General features: G+C 61.3%; 19 protein-coding genes and 1 pseudogene. 6 read left to right on the top strand and 14 right to left on the bottom strand.

Annotated elements, in window-relative coordinates; translation table 11 throughout:
* Positions 1–189 precede the first annotated feature (189 nt).
* A complete protein-coding gene (gene pdxY / locus M6G53_RS01885) occupies positions 190–1,050 on the top strand; it encodes a pyridoxal kinase PdxY (protein ID WP_049273332.1) in 861 nt (286 codons plus the stop codon).
* Between the two features lie 40 nt (positions 1,051–1,090).
* Here pdxY and gstA read toward each other — a convergent pair whose 3' ends face one another.
* The 4 genes and pseudogenes from gstA to M6G53_RS25645 all read right to left on the bottom strand — a co-directional run.
* On the bottom strand, positions 1,091–1,696 hold the full coding sequence (gstA, locus tag M6G53_RS01880) for a glutathione transferase GstA (RefSeq protein ID WP_253328515.1): 606 nt from the start codon (positions 1,694–1,696) through the stop codon (positions 1,091–1,093).
* A 92-nt stretch (positions 1,697–1,788) separates the two neighbouring features.
* Positions 1,789–2,673 carry a 4-hydroxy-tetrahydrodipicolinate synthase gene (gene dapA / locus M6G53_RS01875; RefSeq protein ID WP_253328514.1) on the bottom strand — a complete coding sequence of 295 codons (885 nt, stop codon included), beginning with the start codon at positions 2,671–2,673 and terminating at the stop codon, positions 1,789–1,791.
* 361 nt (positions 2,674–3,034) lie between these two features.
* Positions 3,035–3,298, bottom strand: coding sequence for a YjbD family protein (locus M6G53_RS01870; RefSeq protein ID WP_253328513.1), 264 nt, complete (start codon positions 3,296–3,298; stop codon positions 3,035–3,037).
* 95 nt (positions 3,299–3,393) lie between these two features.
* Positions 3,394–3,746: pseudogene (locus M6G53_RS25645) on the bottom strand (HD domain-containing protein); the annotation flags it as partial.
* Positions 3,747–3,980: 234 nt separating this feature from the next.
* On the opposite strand from M6G53_RS25645, the gene M6G53_RS01860 reads away from it, so the two are divergent.
* Positions 3,981–4,373 (top strand): nuclear transport factor 2 family protein, encoded by a 393-nt coding sequence (locus tag M6G53_RS01860; protein ID WP_253328511.1) that lies wholly within the window; start codon positions 3,981–3,983, stop codon positions 4,371–4,373.
* On the opposite strand, the gene M6G53_RS01855 is transcribed toward M6G53_RS01860, so the two are convergent.
* Positions 4,370–4,639 (bottom strand): hypothetical protein, encoded by a 270-nt coding sequence (locus tag M6G53_RS01855; protein ID WP_004938382.1) that lies wholly within the window; start codon positions 4,637–4,639, stop codon positions 4,370–4,372. The genes M6G53_RS01860 and M6G53_RS01855 overlap by 4 nt on opposite strands.
* Before the next feature lie 274 nt (positions 4,640–4,913).
* Here M6G53_RS01855 and M6G53_RS01850 point away from each other — a divergent pair, with 274 nt between their 5' ends.
* Positions 4,914–5,294, top strand: a complete 381-nt coding sequence (locus M6G53_RS01850) for a nuclear transport factor 2 family protein (protein WP_253328510.1) — start codon at positions 4,914–4,916, stop codon at positions 5,292–5,294.
* Positions 5,295–5,301: 7 nt separating this feature from the next.
* Here the strand turns inward: M6G53_RS01850 and M6G53_RS01845 are convergent, their stop codons facing one another.
* Entirely contained in the window at positions 5,302–5,682 is a 381-nt protein-coding gene (locus tag M6G53_RS01845) for a RidA family protein (RefSeq protein ID WP_253328509.1), read from the bottom strand.
* A 182-nt stretch (positions 5,683–5,864) separates the two neighbouring features.
* On the opposite strand from M6G53_RS01845, the gene M6G53_RS01840 reads away from it, so the two are divergent.
* Positions 5,865–6,719: an aminoglycoside phosphotransferase family protein gene (locus M6G53_RS01840; protein ID WP_253328508.1), complete on the top strand. Its 855-nt coding sequence runs from the start codon at positions 5,865–5,867 to the stop codon at positions 6,717–6,719.
* On the opposite strand, the gene M6G53_RS01835 is transcribed toward M6G53_RS01840, so the two are convergent.
* The 3 genes from M6G53_RS01835 to M6G53_RS01825 form a co-directional block, all read right to left on the bottom strand.
* Positions 6,684–7,187 carry a cupin domain-containing protein gene (locus M6G53_RS01835; RefSeq protein WP_253328507.1) on the bottom strand — a complete coding sequence of 168 codons (504 nt, stop codon included), beginning with the start codon at positions 7,185–7,187 and terminating at the stop codon, positions 6,684–6,686. The two genes, M6G53_RS01840 and M6G53_RS01835, sit on opposite strands and share 36 nt — an antisense overlap.
* Before the next feature lie 24 nt (positions 7,188–7,211).
* On the bottom strand, positions 7,212–7,877 hold the full coding sequence (locus M6G53_RS01830) for an O-methyltransferase (RefSeq protein WP_253328506.1): 666 nt from the start codon (positions 7,875–7,877) through the stop codon (positions 7,212–7,214).
* An 86-nt stretch (positions 7,878–7,963) separates the two neighbouring features.
* On the bottom strand, positions 7,964–9,151 hold the full coding sequence (locus tag M6G53_RS01825; protein WP_253328505.1) for a benzoate/H(+) symporter BenE family transporter: 1,188 nt from the start codon (positions 9,149–9,151) through the stop codon (positions 7,964–7,966).
* Positions 9,152–9,266: 115 nt separating this feature from the next.
* On the opposite strand from M6G53_RS01825, the gene M6G53_RS01820 reads away from it, so the two are divergent.
* Both M6G53_RS01820 and M6G53_RS01815 read left to right on the top strand, forming a co-directional pair.
* On the top strand, positions 9,267–9,830 hold the full coding sequence (locus tag M6G53_RS01820) for a helix-turn-helix domain-containing protein (RefSeq protein WP_033638405.1): 564 nt from the start codon (positions 9,267–9,269) through the stop codon (positions 9,828–9,830).
* A gap of 194 nt (positions 9,831–10,024) precedes the next feature.
* Entirely contained in the window at positions 10,025–12,118 is a 2,094-nt protein-coding gene (locus M6G53_RS01815; RefSeq protein WP_253328504.1) for a prolyl oligopeptidase family serine peptidase, read from the top strand.
* A 76-nt stretch (positions 12,119–12,194) separates the two neighbouring features.
* Here M6G53_RS01815 and dtpA read toward each other — a convergent pair whose 3' ends face one another.
* The 5 genes from dtpA to rsxD all read right to left on the bottom strand — a co-directional run bounded on the left by dtpA (position 12,195) and on the right by rsxD (position 17,374).
* Entirely contained in the window at positions 12,195–13,709 is a 1,515-nt protein-coding gene (gene dtpA / locus M6G53_RS01810) for a dipeptide/tripeptide permease DtpA (protein WP_253328503.1), read from the bottom strand.
* A gap of 604 nt (positions 13,710–14,313) precedes the next feature.
* Positions 14,314–14,955 carry an endonuclease III gene (nth, locus tag M6G53_RS01805; RefSeq protein WP_004938407.1) on the bottom strand — a complete coding sequence of 214 codons (642 nt, stop codon included), beginning with the start codon at positions 14,953–14,955 and terminating at the stop codon, positions 14,314–14,316.
* Positions 14,955–15,653, bottom strand: a complete 699-nt coding sequence (locus M6G53_RS01800) for an electron transport complex subunit E (protein WP_038873082.1) — start codon at positions 15,651–15,653, stop codon at positions 14,955–14,957. The genes nth and M6G53_RS01800 overlap by 1 nt, the downstream gene beginning before the upstream one ends.
* The gene (gene rsxG / locus M6G53_RS01795; protein ID WP_033652583.1) at positions 15,650–16,279 is read right to left on the bottom strand and encodes an electron transport complex subunit RsxG; all 630 of its coding nucleotides are present in this window, start codon (positions 16,277–16,279) and stop codon (positions 15,650–15,652) included. Before rsxG ends, M6G53_RS01800 begins: the two co-directional genes overlap by 4 nt.
* Positions 16,280–16,288: 9 nt before the next feature.
* Complete coding sequence (rsxD, locus tag M6G53_RS01790) at positions 16,289–17,374, bottom strand: electron transport complex subunit RsxD (RefSeq protein ID WP_033638411.1); 1,086 nt, start codon at positions 17,372–17,374, stop codon at positions 16,289–16,291.
* Between the last annotated feature and the right edge of the window lie 7 nt (positions 17,375–17,381).

Raw genomic sequence — 17,381 nt, 5'->3', positions numbered from 1 at the left:
ATTGTGCAGTATTGGATAAAAACATAGCTATCTCCCGCCGATAATTTTCATATCAGATCGGGAACAGGTGAAAAGATTCAAAAAAATCCCCAGACAACTGACCTGGGGATTTGTGTAGAAGAGACAGCCTGGCGGCCCCTTTATTTTTGGGCAGCCGCCCGGCTGCCGTATTCCGAACGAGTCCTGTCGATGAAAAATATTCTTTCTATCCAGTCACACGTGGTGTTTGGCCACGCCGGCAACAGTGCGGCGGAGTTCCCGATGCGCCGCATGGGCGTCAACGTCTGGCCGCTGAACACGGTGCAGTTCTCCAACCATACGCAATACGGCCAGTGGACCGGCTGCGTCATGCCGGCCAGCCACCTGACCGAGATAGCCCAGGGCATCGCCAATATCGATCAGCTGAAGCGCTGTGATGCGGTGCTGAGTGGCTATATCGGTTCCCCGGAGCAAGGCGACCATATTCTGGAGATTGTGCGTCAGGTTAAGCAGGCCAACCCGAACGCCTGGTATTTTTGCGATCCGGTGATGGGGCATCCGGAAAAGGGCTGCATTGTGGCGCCGGGCGTGGCCGAGTTCCACTGTCGCCAGGCGCTGCCGTGCAGCGACATGATGGCGCCGAACCTGCTGGAACTGGAGATGCTGAGCCAAATGGCCGTCGCCGATGTGGCCGATGCGGTGCAGGCCGCCCGCGTGCTGATCGCCAAAGGGCCACGGCTGGTGCTGGTCAAGCACCTGGCCCGCGCCGGCTATCACGCCGACTGTTTCGAAATGCTGCTGGTGACGGCGGACGAGGCCTGGCACATCAGCCGGCCGCTGGTGGACTTCGGCGCGCGTCAGCCGGTCGGCGTCGGCGATTTGACCAGCGGTCTGCTGCTGGTGGATCTGCTGAAGGGTGAGGCGCTGGATAAAGCGCTGGAGCACGTGACCGCAGCCGTGTATGAGGTGATGCTGACCACGCAGGAGATGGGCGAGTACGAACTGCAGGTGGTGGCGGCGCAGGATCGGATCGTGCAGCCGCGCAGCGAGTTCAAAGCGGTCAAACTGTAAGTGGCATTTGGCCCCGGCGGCTGTCGCCGGGGCCAAATGTTTACTTCAATCCTTCGGCGTTCAGCGCCGCATCTACCGCCGGGCGCGCCGCAACGCGATCGAACCAGGCCGCCAGATGGGCGTGCTGGCGTACGTCGAACTGCAGGGCGAACGCCCAACGCAACACGGTGAACAGGTAGGCGTCGGCCACGCTGAAACGGCTTCCCAACAGGAAGTGCTGCTTCGCCAGCACTGAATCCAGATAGCTGAACTGCTGCTCCAGCTTGGCGCGCGCGATGGTTTTGTAGTCTTCCGGCGTTTTCGGGTTGAACAGCGGGCTGAACCCTTTGTGCAACTCGGTGGCGATGTAGTTCAGCCATTCGATCGCGTGGTAGCGCGACAGCGTGCCTGCCGCCGGGATCAGGTTGCGGTCCGGCACGCGGTCCGCCAGGTATTGCACTATTGCCACACCCTCGGTCAGCAGGCTGCCGTCATCCAGCTGCAGCGCCGGTACCTGTCCCTTGGGGTTGATGGTGAGGTAATCGGCGCCGCTCTCGGTTTTCTTCTGTGCCAGGTCGACCTTCTCCGCCGTAAAATCCAGCCCTGCCTCACGCAGCACGATATGCGGGGACAGCGAACAGGCGCCGGCTTTATAGAACAGTTTCATCGGAAGCTCCTTGTTGATGACGAATGACGGGCATGCTTAACCTCTCATCCTAGTCCCATAGCGCCAAAATTACAGCGGGTTAGCTAACAAATTTAACCGATGAGCGCCTCGGCGGGCTGCAGCTGCGCCAGCGTTGCGGCGATCTGCTGTTGCAGCGCAGGCGGCGCTACCTGCATCGGCGAACGCAGTTCGTTGGCGATCAGCCCCTGCTGAGCCAGCACCGTTTTGACCGGTGCCGGGTTGGGGAAGCTGAACATCTGGTGGATCATCGGCAGCAACTGATAGAAATTACTGCGCGCCGCAGCCAGATCGCCGGCGGCGACCTGTTGCACCAGTTGGACGAACCGCGCCGGGTGAACATGCGCGGCGGCCGAGATGGCGCCGGTGCCGCCGAGACACAGCGTGGTGAGGATCAGATTGTCTTCCCCGGTCATCACATCGATCTCGCCGTCGGCGATCAGCGCCATGGTGGCGTCAGGATTGCCGCCGCAGTCCTTGATGGCGGTGATGCGCGGGTGGCGCGCGAGCTGGCGCAAGGTGTCCAGCTCCATGGCGATGCCGGTGCGCTGCGGAATGTTATACAGGATCACCGGCACGGTTGCGGCGTCGGCCAACTGGGTGAAATAGTCGATCAGGCCGCATTGCGAAGGGCGGATATAGTAAGGCGCCGGGATCAGCACGCCGGCGATGTCGCGCAGCTGAATGGCCTGCTGCATCTGCAACGTGGCGGCCATGTTATTGCCGGACAGGCCCATCACCACCTGTCGGGCAGGCGCCACCTCCAGCACGGCGTCGAGTACCGCCAGCTGTTCTTCTTTGCTCAGCGCGGCGGCTTCACCGGTGGATCCGCACACCACCAGACCCTCGATGCCGGCGTCGAGCAGGTGCCGCGCCAGGCGTTTCACCGCCGGCAGATCGACGGCATCGTGATTGAAAGGGGTAACCATCGCCACCCAAATACCCGAAAATGAGGCCATAAAATATTCCTTCTGTGTGACCGACAGAGAAGCCAGATGAGAAAATTGAAGGCGGGGCGTTGCGTGCCATCCAGTCAGCTCATCTGACGGGACAGCCCGCCCCGGTCAAATGAGCGTCTGTTTCTTCGATTTTACCGCCGCCAAACCGCCAATAGGCAACGCGGGCGTCATCAGAATGTCAGCGTTGCGTGGGTAGGCCATGGCGGTCTCGTGAAAAGGGGAAGTGGGGTGATAATGAATATTCTTCATCAGGCTGTCAATTTACAACAGATTGATAACATTGTTATTCATGATTTGTCAGCGGGGATGAGTTTGGCTAATAAATAACACTCCCCGCAGCGGCGGGGAGTTCTTGGCGTGTTCAGCGCGGCGGGCGGGATCCGATGGTGGCGGACCAGCTGAAGGTGTCGCCGCTCGGCCGGTAGCGGTTGGCCTTGCGCTCTGCGCGTTCGGCTTTGGCGAGCTTTTCTCTGGCGGCCATGATGCGCGCCACCACCTGGCCTTTGACCTGATGCTGCTCGGCATTGGTCAGCGGCCGGCCGTGGCTTTTGCGCGCCTTGTCCAGCTCGGTTTTGACTTCCCGTTGTTCGCTTTCCGTCATCTCTTTCAACGTCAACTTTTTCATCTTTGCCGCCCGTTCGGTGAAGTTGACTTACAGTTTAGCGGCGTTATGTGACCGAAAATGTTATGGCGGTAACGAAAATGCGCCCGTGAATTGGCTTACACCTCTTCCAGCCGCTCGTCGACAAAGCGCCGCATGCGTTCGATTCGCTGTTCGGCCATCTGCCGCCCGGCGGCGCCCTACAGCGCGCTACGCATGCGGCCGCCGATCGATATAGAAACAGCGCGCCACGCCGATCAGGCCAATGGCGTCGAGGCGATCGGTGTCCTGCAGGATCTTGGCTTCCAGCCGATGCCGGCGGAGAAACTGTGCGCTTCGATAGCGTGAGCCACCGCCGCGATATCCGCCGGCGCCCATTCCAGCCGGGTCAGCGCCTTCCAGCTTGCTGATCCGGCGAGACCCGATGCAGATGCGCCACGTCATGCGAACCGTCGTCCGACACGAGGGTAAGGGCACGTTCAGCTTTTGTTGGGGGGGCGGCCAATCAGCATAGCCGCGTCGGATGCCGGGAGAATGACAGAAAAACGACTATTGTTTACTAAAGTGCAACCCACTATTGTCATAACTGCGGTTTTTGCAGCGAAACAAGCAACCTAGAATAGCCGCATTCCGCCGTCTCCGCTTGGTGTGAGCCTGTGTCCGCGGAGATGGCCGGAATATCCCGATCAGCCATTGGAGAAGAGACATGCCAACCCCTCTTGAGATAGTGCGCGCGACCTATGAAGGCAGCTCCGAAGAAAACGGCCGTAATCTGCTGACGGCGCTGGCCCCGGATGCCGAGTGGACTGAAGCCGCCGGTTTCCCCTACGCCGGCACCTATATCGGCCCGGAGAATATCATCAAGAACGTGCATCAGCGCCTGGGCAGCGAATGGCAAGGTTACCGCGCCGACGTCGATCACTTTTACGACGCCGGCGACAATGTGATCGCTCAAGGTTTTTATCACGGCACCTACCGCGCCACCGGCAAATCCTTCAGCGCTTCTTTTGCGCATATTTATACGCTGCGCGCCGGTAAAATCGTGAAGTTCGTGCAGATCGTCGACAGCGCTAAAGTGCTGGAAGCGATGCAGCCTTAATCGCCGCTGCGCTTGCCGAATTTGCGGTCGAACTCGCGCCGGTAACCCCGGGCCTTGTTGCGATCGCGGATCCACAGGTAGCCGCACACCAGCGCAACCGCTCCCGAGAAGGTGACGTTGCGCATATCACGGTCATACCAAAACACCAACAGCGCATCCAGCGCCGCGATCAGCGCGATCCACTTGTACATATGGGACTGACGCCGCGTGGCGGCGTTGAGTCGCTTCAATTGTCTGGCTTCGTCCAACACCGGTTTTTGCTGCATAGCGTTTCGTGTCATCAGGCTGTTCACGTTAAATTAGCAGAATTTCCCCAACTGCCGCAAAAATTAACGCGCGGCGTCATGCGGTTTTCACGCCCCTGGCGCGGCGCAGAAAATGTGCGCGCGGGTGCTTGAATTGTTTATTGGTCGTGATAGGTTATTTATTCGCTATTTTTGGGTTTTTATTCAATTGTCGCCGTGTCATCAAGCTGCAGCACTGGGCGGTTAACGTGAGGGGTTCGATACATGCGGCGGTTAACTTCGGCAGGAGGATGTGATGAACGATAAAACGGTACGCCCGCAGGATGTGGTTCAACAACAGCTTGACGCCTATAACGCCCGCGACATCGACGCCTTCATGGCCTGCTGGGCGGACGACGCGCAGTATTACGAGCATCCCGACACGCTGCTGGCCAGCGGCAAGGCGGCGATCCGCGAACGGCATCTGGTGCGTTTCCAGGAGCCGAGTCTGTACGGCGAACGGATAAAACGCATGGCGGTGGGGAACATGGTGGTCGATCAGGAAGTGGTGACGCGCAACTTCCCGCAGGGGCGCGGCAAAATGGATGTCATCGCCATCTATGAAGTGGAACAGGGGCAGATAGCCAAAGCCTGGTTCAAGATCGGCCCCTGCGTGCCGGATGAAGGCGCGCTCTAGCCGCACATTATTGCAACGCCATCACCGCTTCTATCTCGACGCACACCTGCGGTGAGAACAACGCGCTGACCGCCATCAGTGAACAGGCCGGCAGCGCGCCATCGAAATAGTCAAACAGCACCGGGCGAACGCCCGCCAGATCGGCAATGTCGGTCAGGAACACGCTGATTTTAATCAATGCCTTGAGATTCACGCCTTCGCTGGCGGCGATGGTCGCCAGCTGTTCTAGGATCTCCTGCGCCTGTTCCGGGGCGCTCAAGCCTTGCGCATCGGTGGCGAAGGCCGTCAATCCCGACACGTACAGGCGATCGCCGTGGCGCACCGCATGTACATAGGGGCCGCCCGGCGTAGGCAACTGCGGATAATTCGTGCGTTTTAATGATGTCATGATCAAACCCCGCGCAAGACCGGTTAATAAAATCGACAAACTTGGTTAGGATACTGAGGAAACGGCGGCCAGACGCCGCACACCGATGATATTTGAGAGTATCATCCCTCTTTATTTTATACGTCGTCTCTCACGCGAATGTGACAGTGCGGCGCAGATCGGCCACAAGGACGCATGAGACGATGAACCCGCGTTTTACTCCCTACCTGCAACGCTGGCAACTGGAACAGGACGGCAAAGCCTTCGAAACCCACAGCAGCCTGCTGATGCCGGTGCGTTACCGGGGCGAGGCCGCCATGCTGAAAATCGCCCGCGAGCAGGAAGAGCGCTTCGGCGGCCAGCTAATGTGCTGGTGGCGCGGAGAAGGCGCCGCGCAGGTGCTGGCATGGCACGACGACGGCATTCTGCTGGAGCGTGCGCAGGGTGAAGGCTCGTTGGCGCAGCTGGTGCGCGACGGCGACGATGCGCTGGCCACGCAGATCCTGTGCCGGGCGATTGCTGCCTTGCACGCGCCGCGTGCCGCGCCGTTGCCCGAGCTGATCCCGCTGCAGGAGTGGTTCGGCTCGCTGTGGCCGGCGGCGCAGGCGCACGGTGGCATGTTGCGCCTCAGCGCCAGTACGGCGGCGGAGTTGCTGAGCAGCCCGCGAGAAGAGAGCGTGCTGCACGGCGATATCCACCATGACAACGTGCTGGACTTCGGCGCACGCGGCTGGTTGGCGATCGATCCCAAGCGTTTGTACGGTGAACGAGGCTTCGATTACGCCAACATCTTCTGCAATCCCAACTACGGCGTTGCCACCGATCCGGCCATTTTCCACCGCCGCGTGGAACAAGTGTGCCAGTTGGCCGGGCTGGAGCGCCGGCGCCTGCTGCAATGGATCCTGGCCTGGTCGGGGCTCTCCGCCGCCTGGTTCATGGAAGATGGGCAGGCAGCGGACATCGATTTTCGCGTCGCCGAGCTGGCGGCGCGTGCGTTGGATCTCCCGCTGCCGGACGGGGACTCAGGGTTCATCCTGCCAGTAATCGAGCGAGGCTGAAGGGCGCTGCAGGTAACGCACCTGCTCGCCGTCGGCGCCGCGCGCCATCGCCTGGTATTTACCGGAGTCCGGATACATTACCAACTCCGGCTGCTCGCGTGTGCTGACGGACAGATACTTCAGCGGCGCCTCGGAGGTGTTGATGAACTGGTGCGGGTACTCTGGGCCCGGCGGAATAAAGATGACATCCCCACTGACGATCGGCAGCATTTCTCCGGCCACCCGCAGCGTACCGCTGCCTTCCAGAATGATGAACATTTCCTCCTGGGCGTAGTGAAAATGGTAGGGGCAGGAGCGCATGCCCGGCGCCACGCAATCGAAGGAAGCGCCCAGCTTGTCGGCGGCGGTGCCGGTGCCGAGGCGGGCGCCGACGCTGTCATACAATGGTGGGCGGCGGTCATGGTCTTTCTCTACGCGATCGACATTGCGTATCAAGCGCTGAGCTAACAGCGCAGCTTTCTCAGTCATAGGTTTCCTTGGTGACATTGTCACTTAAAAGTTGACGATAGCCAGGGAAAATCCATCCCAGCCCTTGCTGCCCACGGTTTGCAAGGCGGTGGCGGTCAAGCGGGGTTCCTGCGCCATCATGGTGAAGAACTCGCGTACGCCTTGTACGCGGGCGTCCGTACTGGCGGCGTCGGTGACGGCGCCATCGCGCACCACGTTGTCACCGATAATCACTGTGCCTGGGCGCGCGAGTTTAAGCGCCCAGCGCAGGTAGTCCGGGTTGCTGGGTTTGTCGGCATCGATAAAGATCAGATCGAAAGGAGCCAAGGCTTGCAGCGTCGGCAGGTGAGTCATGGCGGGGCCGACGCGCAGCTCGACCTGGCCATCGAGACCGGCGCGAGCGATGTTCTGGCGGGCGACGGCGGCATGGCTTTCATCCGCTTCCAGCGTGATCAATCGGCCATCCGCCGGTAGCGCGCGCGCCAGCCAGATGGTGCTGTAGCCGCCCAACGTGCCGATTTCCAAAATGCGTTTGGCGTTCACCATGCGGGCAAACAGCTGCAGCAGTTTTCCCTGGTTCGGCGCCACATCATGCGCCGGCAGCCCGGCGGCGGCGTTGGCCGCCAGCGCCTGCAGCAGGGCATCATCTTGTTCTACCAGGCTGTCGACGATATAGCGATCGACCTGGGACCATTGTTCCTTTTCTTTCATGCGGGCCTCGTGCGGGAATCGCAGTGTGCCCACCAAGTGAAGGCGTCGCCGCCGCGCTTGTCAATCCACGGCGTGCGTTTGGCATTTTATGCTGCCGTTCCTCGCCGCGGCAGCGACAGCAGCAGATGGGCGATAGCGCCGCCGATGATGCCCCAGAAGGCTGAACCGATGCCGAGCAGCGTGACGCCGGAGGCGGTGATGAGGAAGGCGATCAGCGCTGCGTCGCGCTGTTTTTCGTCATGCAGCGCGCGCTGCAGGCTGCCGCCGAGGGTGCCGAGCAGCGCCAGCCCGGCGATGGTGTGGATCAGGGCGAGCGGCAGCGCGCTGAACAGCAGGCCGATGGCACCGCCGAACAGCCCGGCAAGCAGATAGAAGCCGCCGGCGGCCACCGCGCCCATGTAGCGCCGCTGCGGATCGGGATGCACGTCCGGCCCCATGCAGATGGCGGCGGTAATGGCGGCGATGCACACCGAGAAGCCGCCGAACGGCGCCAGCAGCAGCGCGGTGAGCGCCGTCCAGGCGATCAGTGATGACGTAGGCACGCGGTAGCCCGCCGCCTGCAGTGTGGCGATGCCGGGAGCGTTCTGCGAAGCCATGGTCACCACGAAGAACGGCACGCCGATGCCCAGCAGCGTTGGCCAGCTGAAGTGCGGCGTGATAAATGCCGGCATGGCGAACGCCGGTGCCTGCTGCGACGGATGGATATCACCCTGCAGCGCGGCGATCGCCAGGCCGGCCGCCAGCGTCAGCATGATGGCGTAGCGAGGCAGATAGCGGCGGCTGAGCAGATAAGCCAGCCCCATGCCGGCGCTCAGCAGGAAATTGAGCTGCAGCGAAGCGAAGGCGTCCAGACCGAAACGCAGTAGGATCCCCGCCAGCATGGCCGCGGAAATCGCCTGCGGAATAGAGTCCATCAGGCGGGCGAACAGCCCGGTGACGCCGCACAGCAGGATCAGGCCGGAAGCGAAGATAAATACCCCGATCGCCTCGTTGATCGGCGTGCCGGGCAGGCTGGTGACCAGCAGCGCCGCGCCGGGCGTCGACCAGGCGGTGAGGATCGGCGTGCGATAGTAAAGCGATAGCCCGAGCGAGGTGACGCCCATCGCGATCCCCAGCGTGCTCAGCCAACCGCCGATCTGCGTCGGCGTAGCGCCTGCGGCGGCGGCGGCCTGGAAAATGATCGCGGCAGAGCTGGTGTAACCCACCAGAACGGTGACAAAGCCGGCCATCACGGCGGGCAGGGTCAGGTGGCGCAGGGAGAGGGCTGGGCGCATGAAAAGCTCCAATCGGTGATTGTGCGTTATAACGCACGTTGAGAAATCAGCATAGCACCGTGCGCTATAGCGCACAAGCAGGTATAATCGGGCTCGACACGCAGAGGAGAACTGGATGCAGGAACTTGCCGGCCATTTGGCGCACACCCTTCGCACGCTGCGCGCGCAGCGCGGCTGGAGCCTGACTCAGGCGGCGGAATACACCGGCGTCAGCAAGGCGATGCTCGGGCAGATCGAACGCGGCGAATCCAGCCCGACGGTGGCGACGCTGTGGAAGATCGCCACCGGTTTCAACGTGGCGTTCTCCGCTTTTCTTGAGGCCTCCCCCGCGCAGCAGCAGGCGACGCTGCACCGTTACGGCGATCTGCCGGTGTACGATCAGGACAACGCCGATATGCGCGTGGTGCCGCTGTTTCCCTACGATCGCCAGCTGGGTTTCGATATGTTCGTCATCGATCTCGCGCCGGGCGCGCTCAGCGAGTCGTCGCCCCATGAGCCGGGCGTGATCGAGCATGTCATCGTGATCAGCGGCCGGTTGGAGTTGGCGATAGACGGCGAATGGCACAGCCTGGCCGCCGGTGAGGCGATGCGCTTTCAGGCCGATCGGCCGCACGCTTACCGCAACGCCAGTTCACAAACGGTGCGCATCCACGATCTGATCCACTATCCTCAATCCTGACTCAACGCGGCGGGCACGGGCTTTGACTCCGCGCTGCCAAACGCCTACCTTGTTGAAAATGACTCTTATTTCACAGGCGTGCGCCCACGACGGGGTGGCGTTGCAGCCTACTCAAAAGGAGCTTGATCTTGCCGGTCACCAATCGACGTCAGTTTATTAAACTCAGTGCACAAACCGCAGGAGCCGTATTCGCGATGACTTCATTACCCAACAGTATCCGCCTGGCGATGGCGGCGGAGGGCGGCGCGGCCGCCGGCGATGAATTCCTGTGGCTGGAGGCGCTGCAGGGTAAAAAGGCGCTGCAATGGGTGCAGCGGGAAAACCAGCGCACCGTGGCGCGCTTTGCCGAGGGCGAAGACTTTCAGCGCATTGAGCGCGAGGTGTTGGATATCCTCAATAAAGACACCCAGATCCCGTGGGTGAGCAAACGCGGCGACTACTATTACAACTTCTGGCAGGACCAGGCCAACCCGCGCGGCCTGCTGCGGCGCACCACGCTGGACGAGTACCGCAAGCCCAAGCCGGCCTGGGAAACGGTGCTGGATATCGATGCGTTGGGCAAGGCGGAGGGCAAGGAGTGGGTTTATCAGGGCTCGCAGCCGCTGGCGCCGGAATACCGCTATTGCCTGATGCAGCTGTCGCCGGACGGCGGCGACGCCACCGAAATCCGCGAATTCGATCTGGTGGCCAAACGCTTCGTCAAGGACGGCTTCAATGTGCCGGTGGCGAAAAGCCGGGTCTCCTGGATCGATCGGGACACGCTGTTTATCGCCACCGATTTTGGCCCCGGCTCGATGACCCAATCCGGCTATGCGCGCATCGCCAAACGCTGGCGGCGCGGCACGCCGCTGAGCGCCGCCGAAACGCTGTACGAAGCGCAGCCCGAGGACATGGCGGTCTTCGCCTATCACGTTCGCACGCCGGGCTTTGAGCGCGATTTCGTCGGCCGCAGCCTGGATTTCTACCGCCGCGACTATTTCCTGCTGACCAAGGACGACCGGCGGATCAAAATCGACATCCCGGCCGACGCCGAGCTGGATACGCATCGGGAATGGCTGCTGATCAAACCGAGCAGCGACTGGGAGGTGGGCGGCAAGCGTTATCCGTCCGGCGCGCTGCTGGCGGCCAACTTCGATGACTATCTGGCGGGCAAGCGCGAGCTGCAGCTGCTGTTTACCCCAACGGCGGAGCAGGCGCTGAGCGGCTACAGCGGCACCCGCGATCATCTGATCCTCAGCATCATGGATAACGTGGTTAACCGGCTGGAAGTGCTAACGCCGCAGGGCGGCAGTTGGCAACGTCGCCCGCTGGGCAACCCCGGCGCCATCAGCACCATTTCCGCCGGCGGCATTGACGAAGAGAGCAACGCCTATTTTCTGACCGTCAGCGGGTTCCTGCAGCCGACCTCGCTGTACATGGGTAACCTCGACGGCGGTGAGGCGACGCTGTTGAAACAGGCGCCGCAGGATTTTGACGCATCAGGCTACCAGGTGAGCCAGCATTTTGCGCGTTCCAAGGACGGCACCCGCGTGCCGTATTTCCAGATTGCCGCCAGAGATCTCAAACCGGACGGCAGCACGCCGACGCTGCTGTATGGCTACGGCGGGTTTGAAGTGCCGCTGCTGCCGGGCTATCTCGGCGGCAAGGCGCCGGCCTGGCTGGAGCGTGGCGGGGTGTACGTGGTGGCCAACATCCGCGGTGGCGGCGAATACGGCCCGGCCTGGCACCAGGCGGCGCTCAAGCAGAACCGCCATCGCGCCTACGAGGATTTCGCCGCCGTGGCCGAAGATCTCATCGCACGCAAGGTGACCTCGGCGCCGCATTTGGGGGCGCGCGGCGGCAGCAACGGCGGCCTGTTGGTGGGCAATATGCTGACGCTGTATCCGCAGCTGTTCGGTTGCATCGTCTGCGAAGTGCCGCTGCTGGACATGCAGCGCTATACCCGGCTTTCCGCCGGCGCGTCGTGGATCGCCGAATACGGTGACCCGAGCAAGCCGGAGGAGTGGGCCTACATCAAGACCTTCTCGCCGTACCACAACATCCAGGCGCAGACGGCCTATCCGCCGGTGCTGTTCTATACCGCCACCAGCGACGATCGGGTCAACCCGGCCCACGCCCGCAAAATGGCGGCGCGCATGCAGGCGATGGGGTATCAGCAGGCCTATTTCTATGAAAACACCGAAGGCGGGCACAGCGCCGCCGCCGATAAGCAACAGGCGGCGTTCCACAGCGCGCTGGTAAGCGAATTCATGTGGGCCAACCTGAGCGGCAAACCCAAGTCAGCGTAAGCCTTTTTCTTGCAGGCATAAAAAAACACCGGGGCGTTAACCCCGGTGTTTTTATTTACGCGCAATCTGCCGGCGATCAGCGAGCCGCGGTGGCTTCCTGCGCTTTCTGATTGGCGTCTTCGGTGGTGTCCAGCGTCATGCGGTACAGCTTCGGCGCGGTCAGCATCATCAGGATAGCGATGACGGCGGTGACGATGCCGATCTGCATAAACACATGGCTGTAGATGGCCAGCGAAGCGTGCGCATCGTTGATGTCGCTCGGGACGGCGGTCAGACCGGCAACCTTACCGGCGATCAGCGCGGCGGCGGCGGTGGTCAGGAACCAGGAGCCCATGATGAAGCCCATCAGACGCTGCGGCACCAGCTGTGCCACCATCGCCAGACCCAGGCCGGAAATCATCAGCTCGCCGATGCTCTGCAGCGCGTAGCTCAGGATCAGCCAGTTGACCGACACGATGCCCTGTTCGTTGGCGAAGCTGGCGCCCCATGGCAGCACCAGGAAGGCGCAGGAGCAAAGGATCATGCCGAAAGCGAACTTGTGCGGCATCGGCAGGCGATCGCCCATTTTGTTATACAGCGCGGCCAGAATCGGGCTGGCGAGCATGATCCAGAACGGGTTCAGCGCCTGATACTGCTCCGGCTCGAAGGCAACGCCGAAGATGCTGTGTTCCACGTTATGGATGGCGAAGAAGTTCAGCGAGGTTGGCATCTGGCTGTACAGCACGAAGAACACCACCGCTTCCAGCATCAGCAGGAAGGCGACGATCATCTTGCGGCGTGCGGCGCCGTGCAGGGCGAAGGTTTCCTTGGCGAACACCAATACGATACCGGCGGAAACGAGGGCCAGCGCCCAGCGCGCGATCACCTGGTAGTGCAGCAGCCAGCTGGACACGGCGATCAGCGCCACGATGCCGACCAGCACCATCAGCAGTTTCGGCAGATGCAGCGGCTTGAAGTCAGGCTTGGAACCGTTTTCCTTCACCCACTTGTGGCACATCATAAAGTTGACCAGGGTGATCAGCATGCCGACCACGCTCAGGGAGAACGCCACGCTCCAGCCGTATTTCGCCGCCAGCCACGGGGTGGCCAGCATGGAGAAGAAGGAACCGATGTTCACCGACATGTAGTACATGGTGAAGGCGCCGTCGATACGCGGATCGTCTTTCTCATAGCAGGTGGACAGCAGGGAGGACGGGTTGGCCTTGAACAGGCCGCTGCCCACGGCGATGGTCGCCATACCCATGTAGACCCAGAAGATGTCGTGGCCGGAGTAAGCCACCATGGCGTAACCGGCGGCCAGCACCAGCGCGCCGAGCACGATCACGCGCTTGGCGCCCAGCACCTTGTCGCCCAGCCAGCCGCCGATGGCGACGAAGCCGTATACCAGGGCGCTGAAGGAAGAGAACAGGGTGATGGAATCGGCTTCGCTCATGCCGAGCATCTTGACCAGATAAACCGCCATGATGCCCTGCAGGCCGTAATAGCCGAAACGCTCCCACAGTTCGATCGAGAAGATCAGATAGAACGCTTTCGGCTGTTTGAACGCGTTAAGGCTCACGCTCTCCGGGTGTTGGTTGTTTGCTGTTGACACTGGTACCTCTGTTTTTTCGCAGCCCGTCTTTGGAGGACGGGAAAGTACAAAAGTTGATGCGGAACGGCATCCTTTTGCGTTGTTATAGGATGGGGACGGCGGTTAATGTTCACTATCTTTGTCAACGTGGCAAGCAGTTTGTCATATTCGGTTACATTTCACTCCCGCAGGATTATGCTGTGATGTTGCAAATGTTATGCAGTATTAACTTTCGGGTTTTAATGGTTTACCGATTTTTTGTTTTGATTAAAAGCTATACGGATTTTAAACAGGGATATATTCTGCTGAATTGCTATTTTTTAGCGCATCAGTGTATTGACGGTTATTAATCCGTTGGAATGTTGTGTATATGGCGCGTTTTGTAAAATTATAGAAATTTAGGAAAACGGGGCTGGCATTTGTGAACGCCTTGTGATCCCGAAAGCGTGACGTTCACCGCAATTTTCGACTAATTTTTCGCTTGAAAATAACACGACACTGAGTTTTTCACTGAAAACCGCGATAACGCCGGGGTTACTGCTGCGCGATATCACATTTCTGATAAAAAAGAAGCGTTGGCGGGGGAAAGGACGCGGTGGGGTACGGTTTGCCGCACCCCACAGACTCAGGATTCCGGATAAACCTTTTCTTTATACTCGCACAGGTCTTCGATAATGCAGGATCCGCAGCGCGGTTTGCGCGCGATGCAGGTGTAGCGGCCGTGCAGGATCAGCCAATGGTGGCAATCGACCTTGAATTCGGCGGGCACCACCTTCAACAGCTTCTCTTCCACCTGATCGACGTTCTTGCCCGGCGCGAAGTGGGTGCGATTGCACACCCGGAAGATATGGGTGTCGACGGCGATGGTGGCCCAGCCGAAGGCGGTGTTGAGCACCACGTTGGCGGTCTTGCGGCCGACGCCCGGCAGCGCTTCCAGCGCAGCGCGATCCTCCGGCACTTCGCCGCCGTGCAGTTCCAGCAGCATGCGGCAGGTTTTGATCACGTTTTCGGCCTTGCTGTTGAACAGGCCGATGGTCTTGATGTACTCCTTGACGCCATCAACCCCCAGCGCCAGCATGGCGGCGGGGGTGTTGGCGACCGGATAAAGCCTGGCGGTCGCCTTGTTGACGCTCACGTCGGTGGCTTGCGCAGACAGCAGCACCGCAATCAGCAGCTCAAACGGCGTGGTATACACCAGCTCGGTGGTCGGATGCGGATTGTTGTCGCGCAGCCGGGTCAGAATTTCCAGTCGCTTCTGCTTGTTCATCAGGCCTTCTCAGCACGTCCTTGTTCCAGCAGCGGTTCCACCGCCACGGCGCGGGCTTTGCGCGCCTTCATTTTTTCGTCGATCAGGTATTTGACCGCCAGCAGCAGCCCGAGGCCGATAAAGGCGCCCGGCGGCAGCATCGCCAGCAGGAACGGGCTGTCGAAATGCACCACTTCGATGCGCAGCGACTTGGCCCAGCCGCCCAGCAGCTGATCGGCGCCGTCGAACAGTGTGCCGTTGCCCAACAGTTCGCGCATCGAGCCCAGCGTCACCATCACGCCGGTGGCGCCGAGGCCGATGGCCATGCCGTCCAGCGCCGAGAGGCCGACCGGCTTCTTGGCGGCCACCGCTTCGGCGCGGCCCACCACGATGCAGTTGGTTACGATCAACGGAATAAAGATGCCGAGCGACTGATACAGGCCGAAGGCATAGGCGTTGATCAGCATCTGCACGATGCTCACCACCGCGGCGATGATCATCACGTAGATCGGAATACGCACCTCGCTCGGCACCCAGCGGCGCACCGCGGAGATGGAGGCGTTGGTCAGCGTCAGCACCAGCGTGGTGGCCAGCCCCAGGCCGAGCGCATTGGTGACGGTGGAGGTCACCGCCAGCAGCGGACACATGCCCAGCAGCTGTACCAGGGCGGAGTTGTTTTTCCACAGCCCCTGGACGATCAATTCTTTGGCTTCACTCATTCGCTGGCTCCACACGCAGGTAAGCTTTCAAGTTTAGGCGGCAGCGTTTCCATATACAACGCCGTGCGGCGTACCGCATTGACCACCGCTCGCGGGGTGATGGTAGCGCCGGTGAACTGGTCGAACATGCCGCCGTCTTTCTTCACCGCCCAGCGCTTATCGTCCGGGCCTTCGATTTTCTTGCCGCTGAAGAAGGAAATCCAGTCGGAAATGCGCAGTTCGATTTTGTCCCCCAGCCCCGGGGTTTCGTGATGCTCAATCACCCGGGTGCCGAGCACCGTGCCGTTGAAATCGGCGCCGACCAGCAGCTTGATGGCGCCGGAGTAGCCGTCCGGCGCGGTGGTTTCCAGCGCGGCGGCGGTCGGTTGCCCATTTTTGCGCGCCAGGTACAAGCGGTGCGGCGCGCCGTCGCCCAGCGCCGGATCGCTGACCAGGAAGCATTCGTTCTGCATGACGTTGTCGTAGTTCTCCGGCGGCACCACCTGATCGAGCAGCGCTTTTTGCTGCAGCGCCGCCTGATGGGCGATGGTGGTTTTCGTCAGGGCGTAAACCACGGCGGTCAGGCCGGTGGTGACCGCCGCGAACACCGCCAGCGTGGTGCCGTGCTTTCTCATGGAATTCAGCATGGCGGCTCCTTAGCGATGGCCGTACACGCGTGGCTGCGTGTAGTGGTCGATTAACGGGACGGTGATGTTGGCGAGCAGCACGGCGAAGGCCACGCCGTCGGGGTAGCCGCCATAGACGCGGATCAACCACACCAGCACGCCGATCAGCGCGCCGTAGATCAGGCGGCCCTTCGGCGTGGTGGAGGCGCTGACCGGATCGGTGGCGATAAAGAACGCGCCCAGCATGCTGGCGCCGGAGAACAGGTGGATCAGCGGCGAAGCCTGATGCGCCGGATCGATCCACCAGGCCAGGCCGGAACAGAAGGCGATGGCGGCCAACATGCTGAAAGGGATCTGCCAATGGATCAGGCGGCGCGCCAGCATAAACAGGCCGCCGGCCAGGAAGCCGAGGTTGACCCACTGCCAGCCGATGCCGGCCAGCGCGCCGCCGAACAGCGGCTGCTGCAACACCTGTTCTACGCTGTGGCCGCTGCGCAGGCCGGTTTTGAAGCCGTCAAGCGGTGTGGCCTGGCTGATGCCGTCCACGCCCATCTGCAGTTCGTGCAGCGTCGCGCCTTGCGAGGTATGGCCGCTGAAAATGGCCAGCAGCGTGTCGTGGAGCGACAGCGCGGTGGCGCGCAGCTCATCCGGCGGCAGCCAACTGGTCATCTGTACCGGGAAGGAGATCAGCAGCACCACGTAACCGACCATCGCCGGGTTGAACGGGTTCTGCCCGAGGCCGCCGTAAAGCTGCTTGGCGATGACGATGGCGAAGAAAGTGCCGATGACGATCATCCACCACGGGGCCAGCGGCGGCAGGCTGATGCCGAGCAGCAGCGCGGTCAGCAGGGCGGAGTTATCCGCCAGCCGGCTGCGTACCGGCAGCTTGCGCAGCCTGAGGATAGCGCCTTCTGCCGCCAGCGCGACGATCGCCGCCAGCGCCACCTGAATCAGCACGCCGTAGCCGAAGAACCAAATCTGTGCCGCGATGCCGGGAATGCACGCCAACATGACCCACAGCATGATGCGGCTGGTGCTTTGCTGGTTGTGGGTGAACGGCGAGCTGGCGATGTGTAAGCCTTTGGCGGCTGTGGGTGATACCGGCCTGAACTTCATAGAGTAA

The organism is Serratia nevei (genome assembly GCF_024160145.1).
In the GTDB taxonomy this organism is placed as follows: domain Bacteria; phylum Pseudomonadota; class Gammaproteobacteria; order Enterobacterales; family Enterobacteriaceae; genus Serratia; species Serratia nevei_A.
The sequence above is the reverse complement of the archived record's forward strand: the minus strand, read 5'-3'. Positions and strand labels throughout refer to the sequence as shown.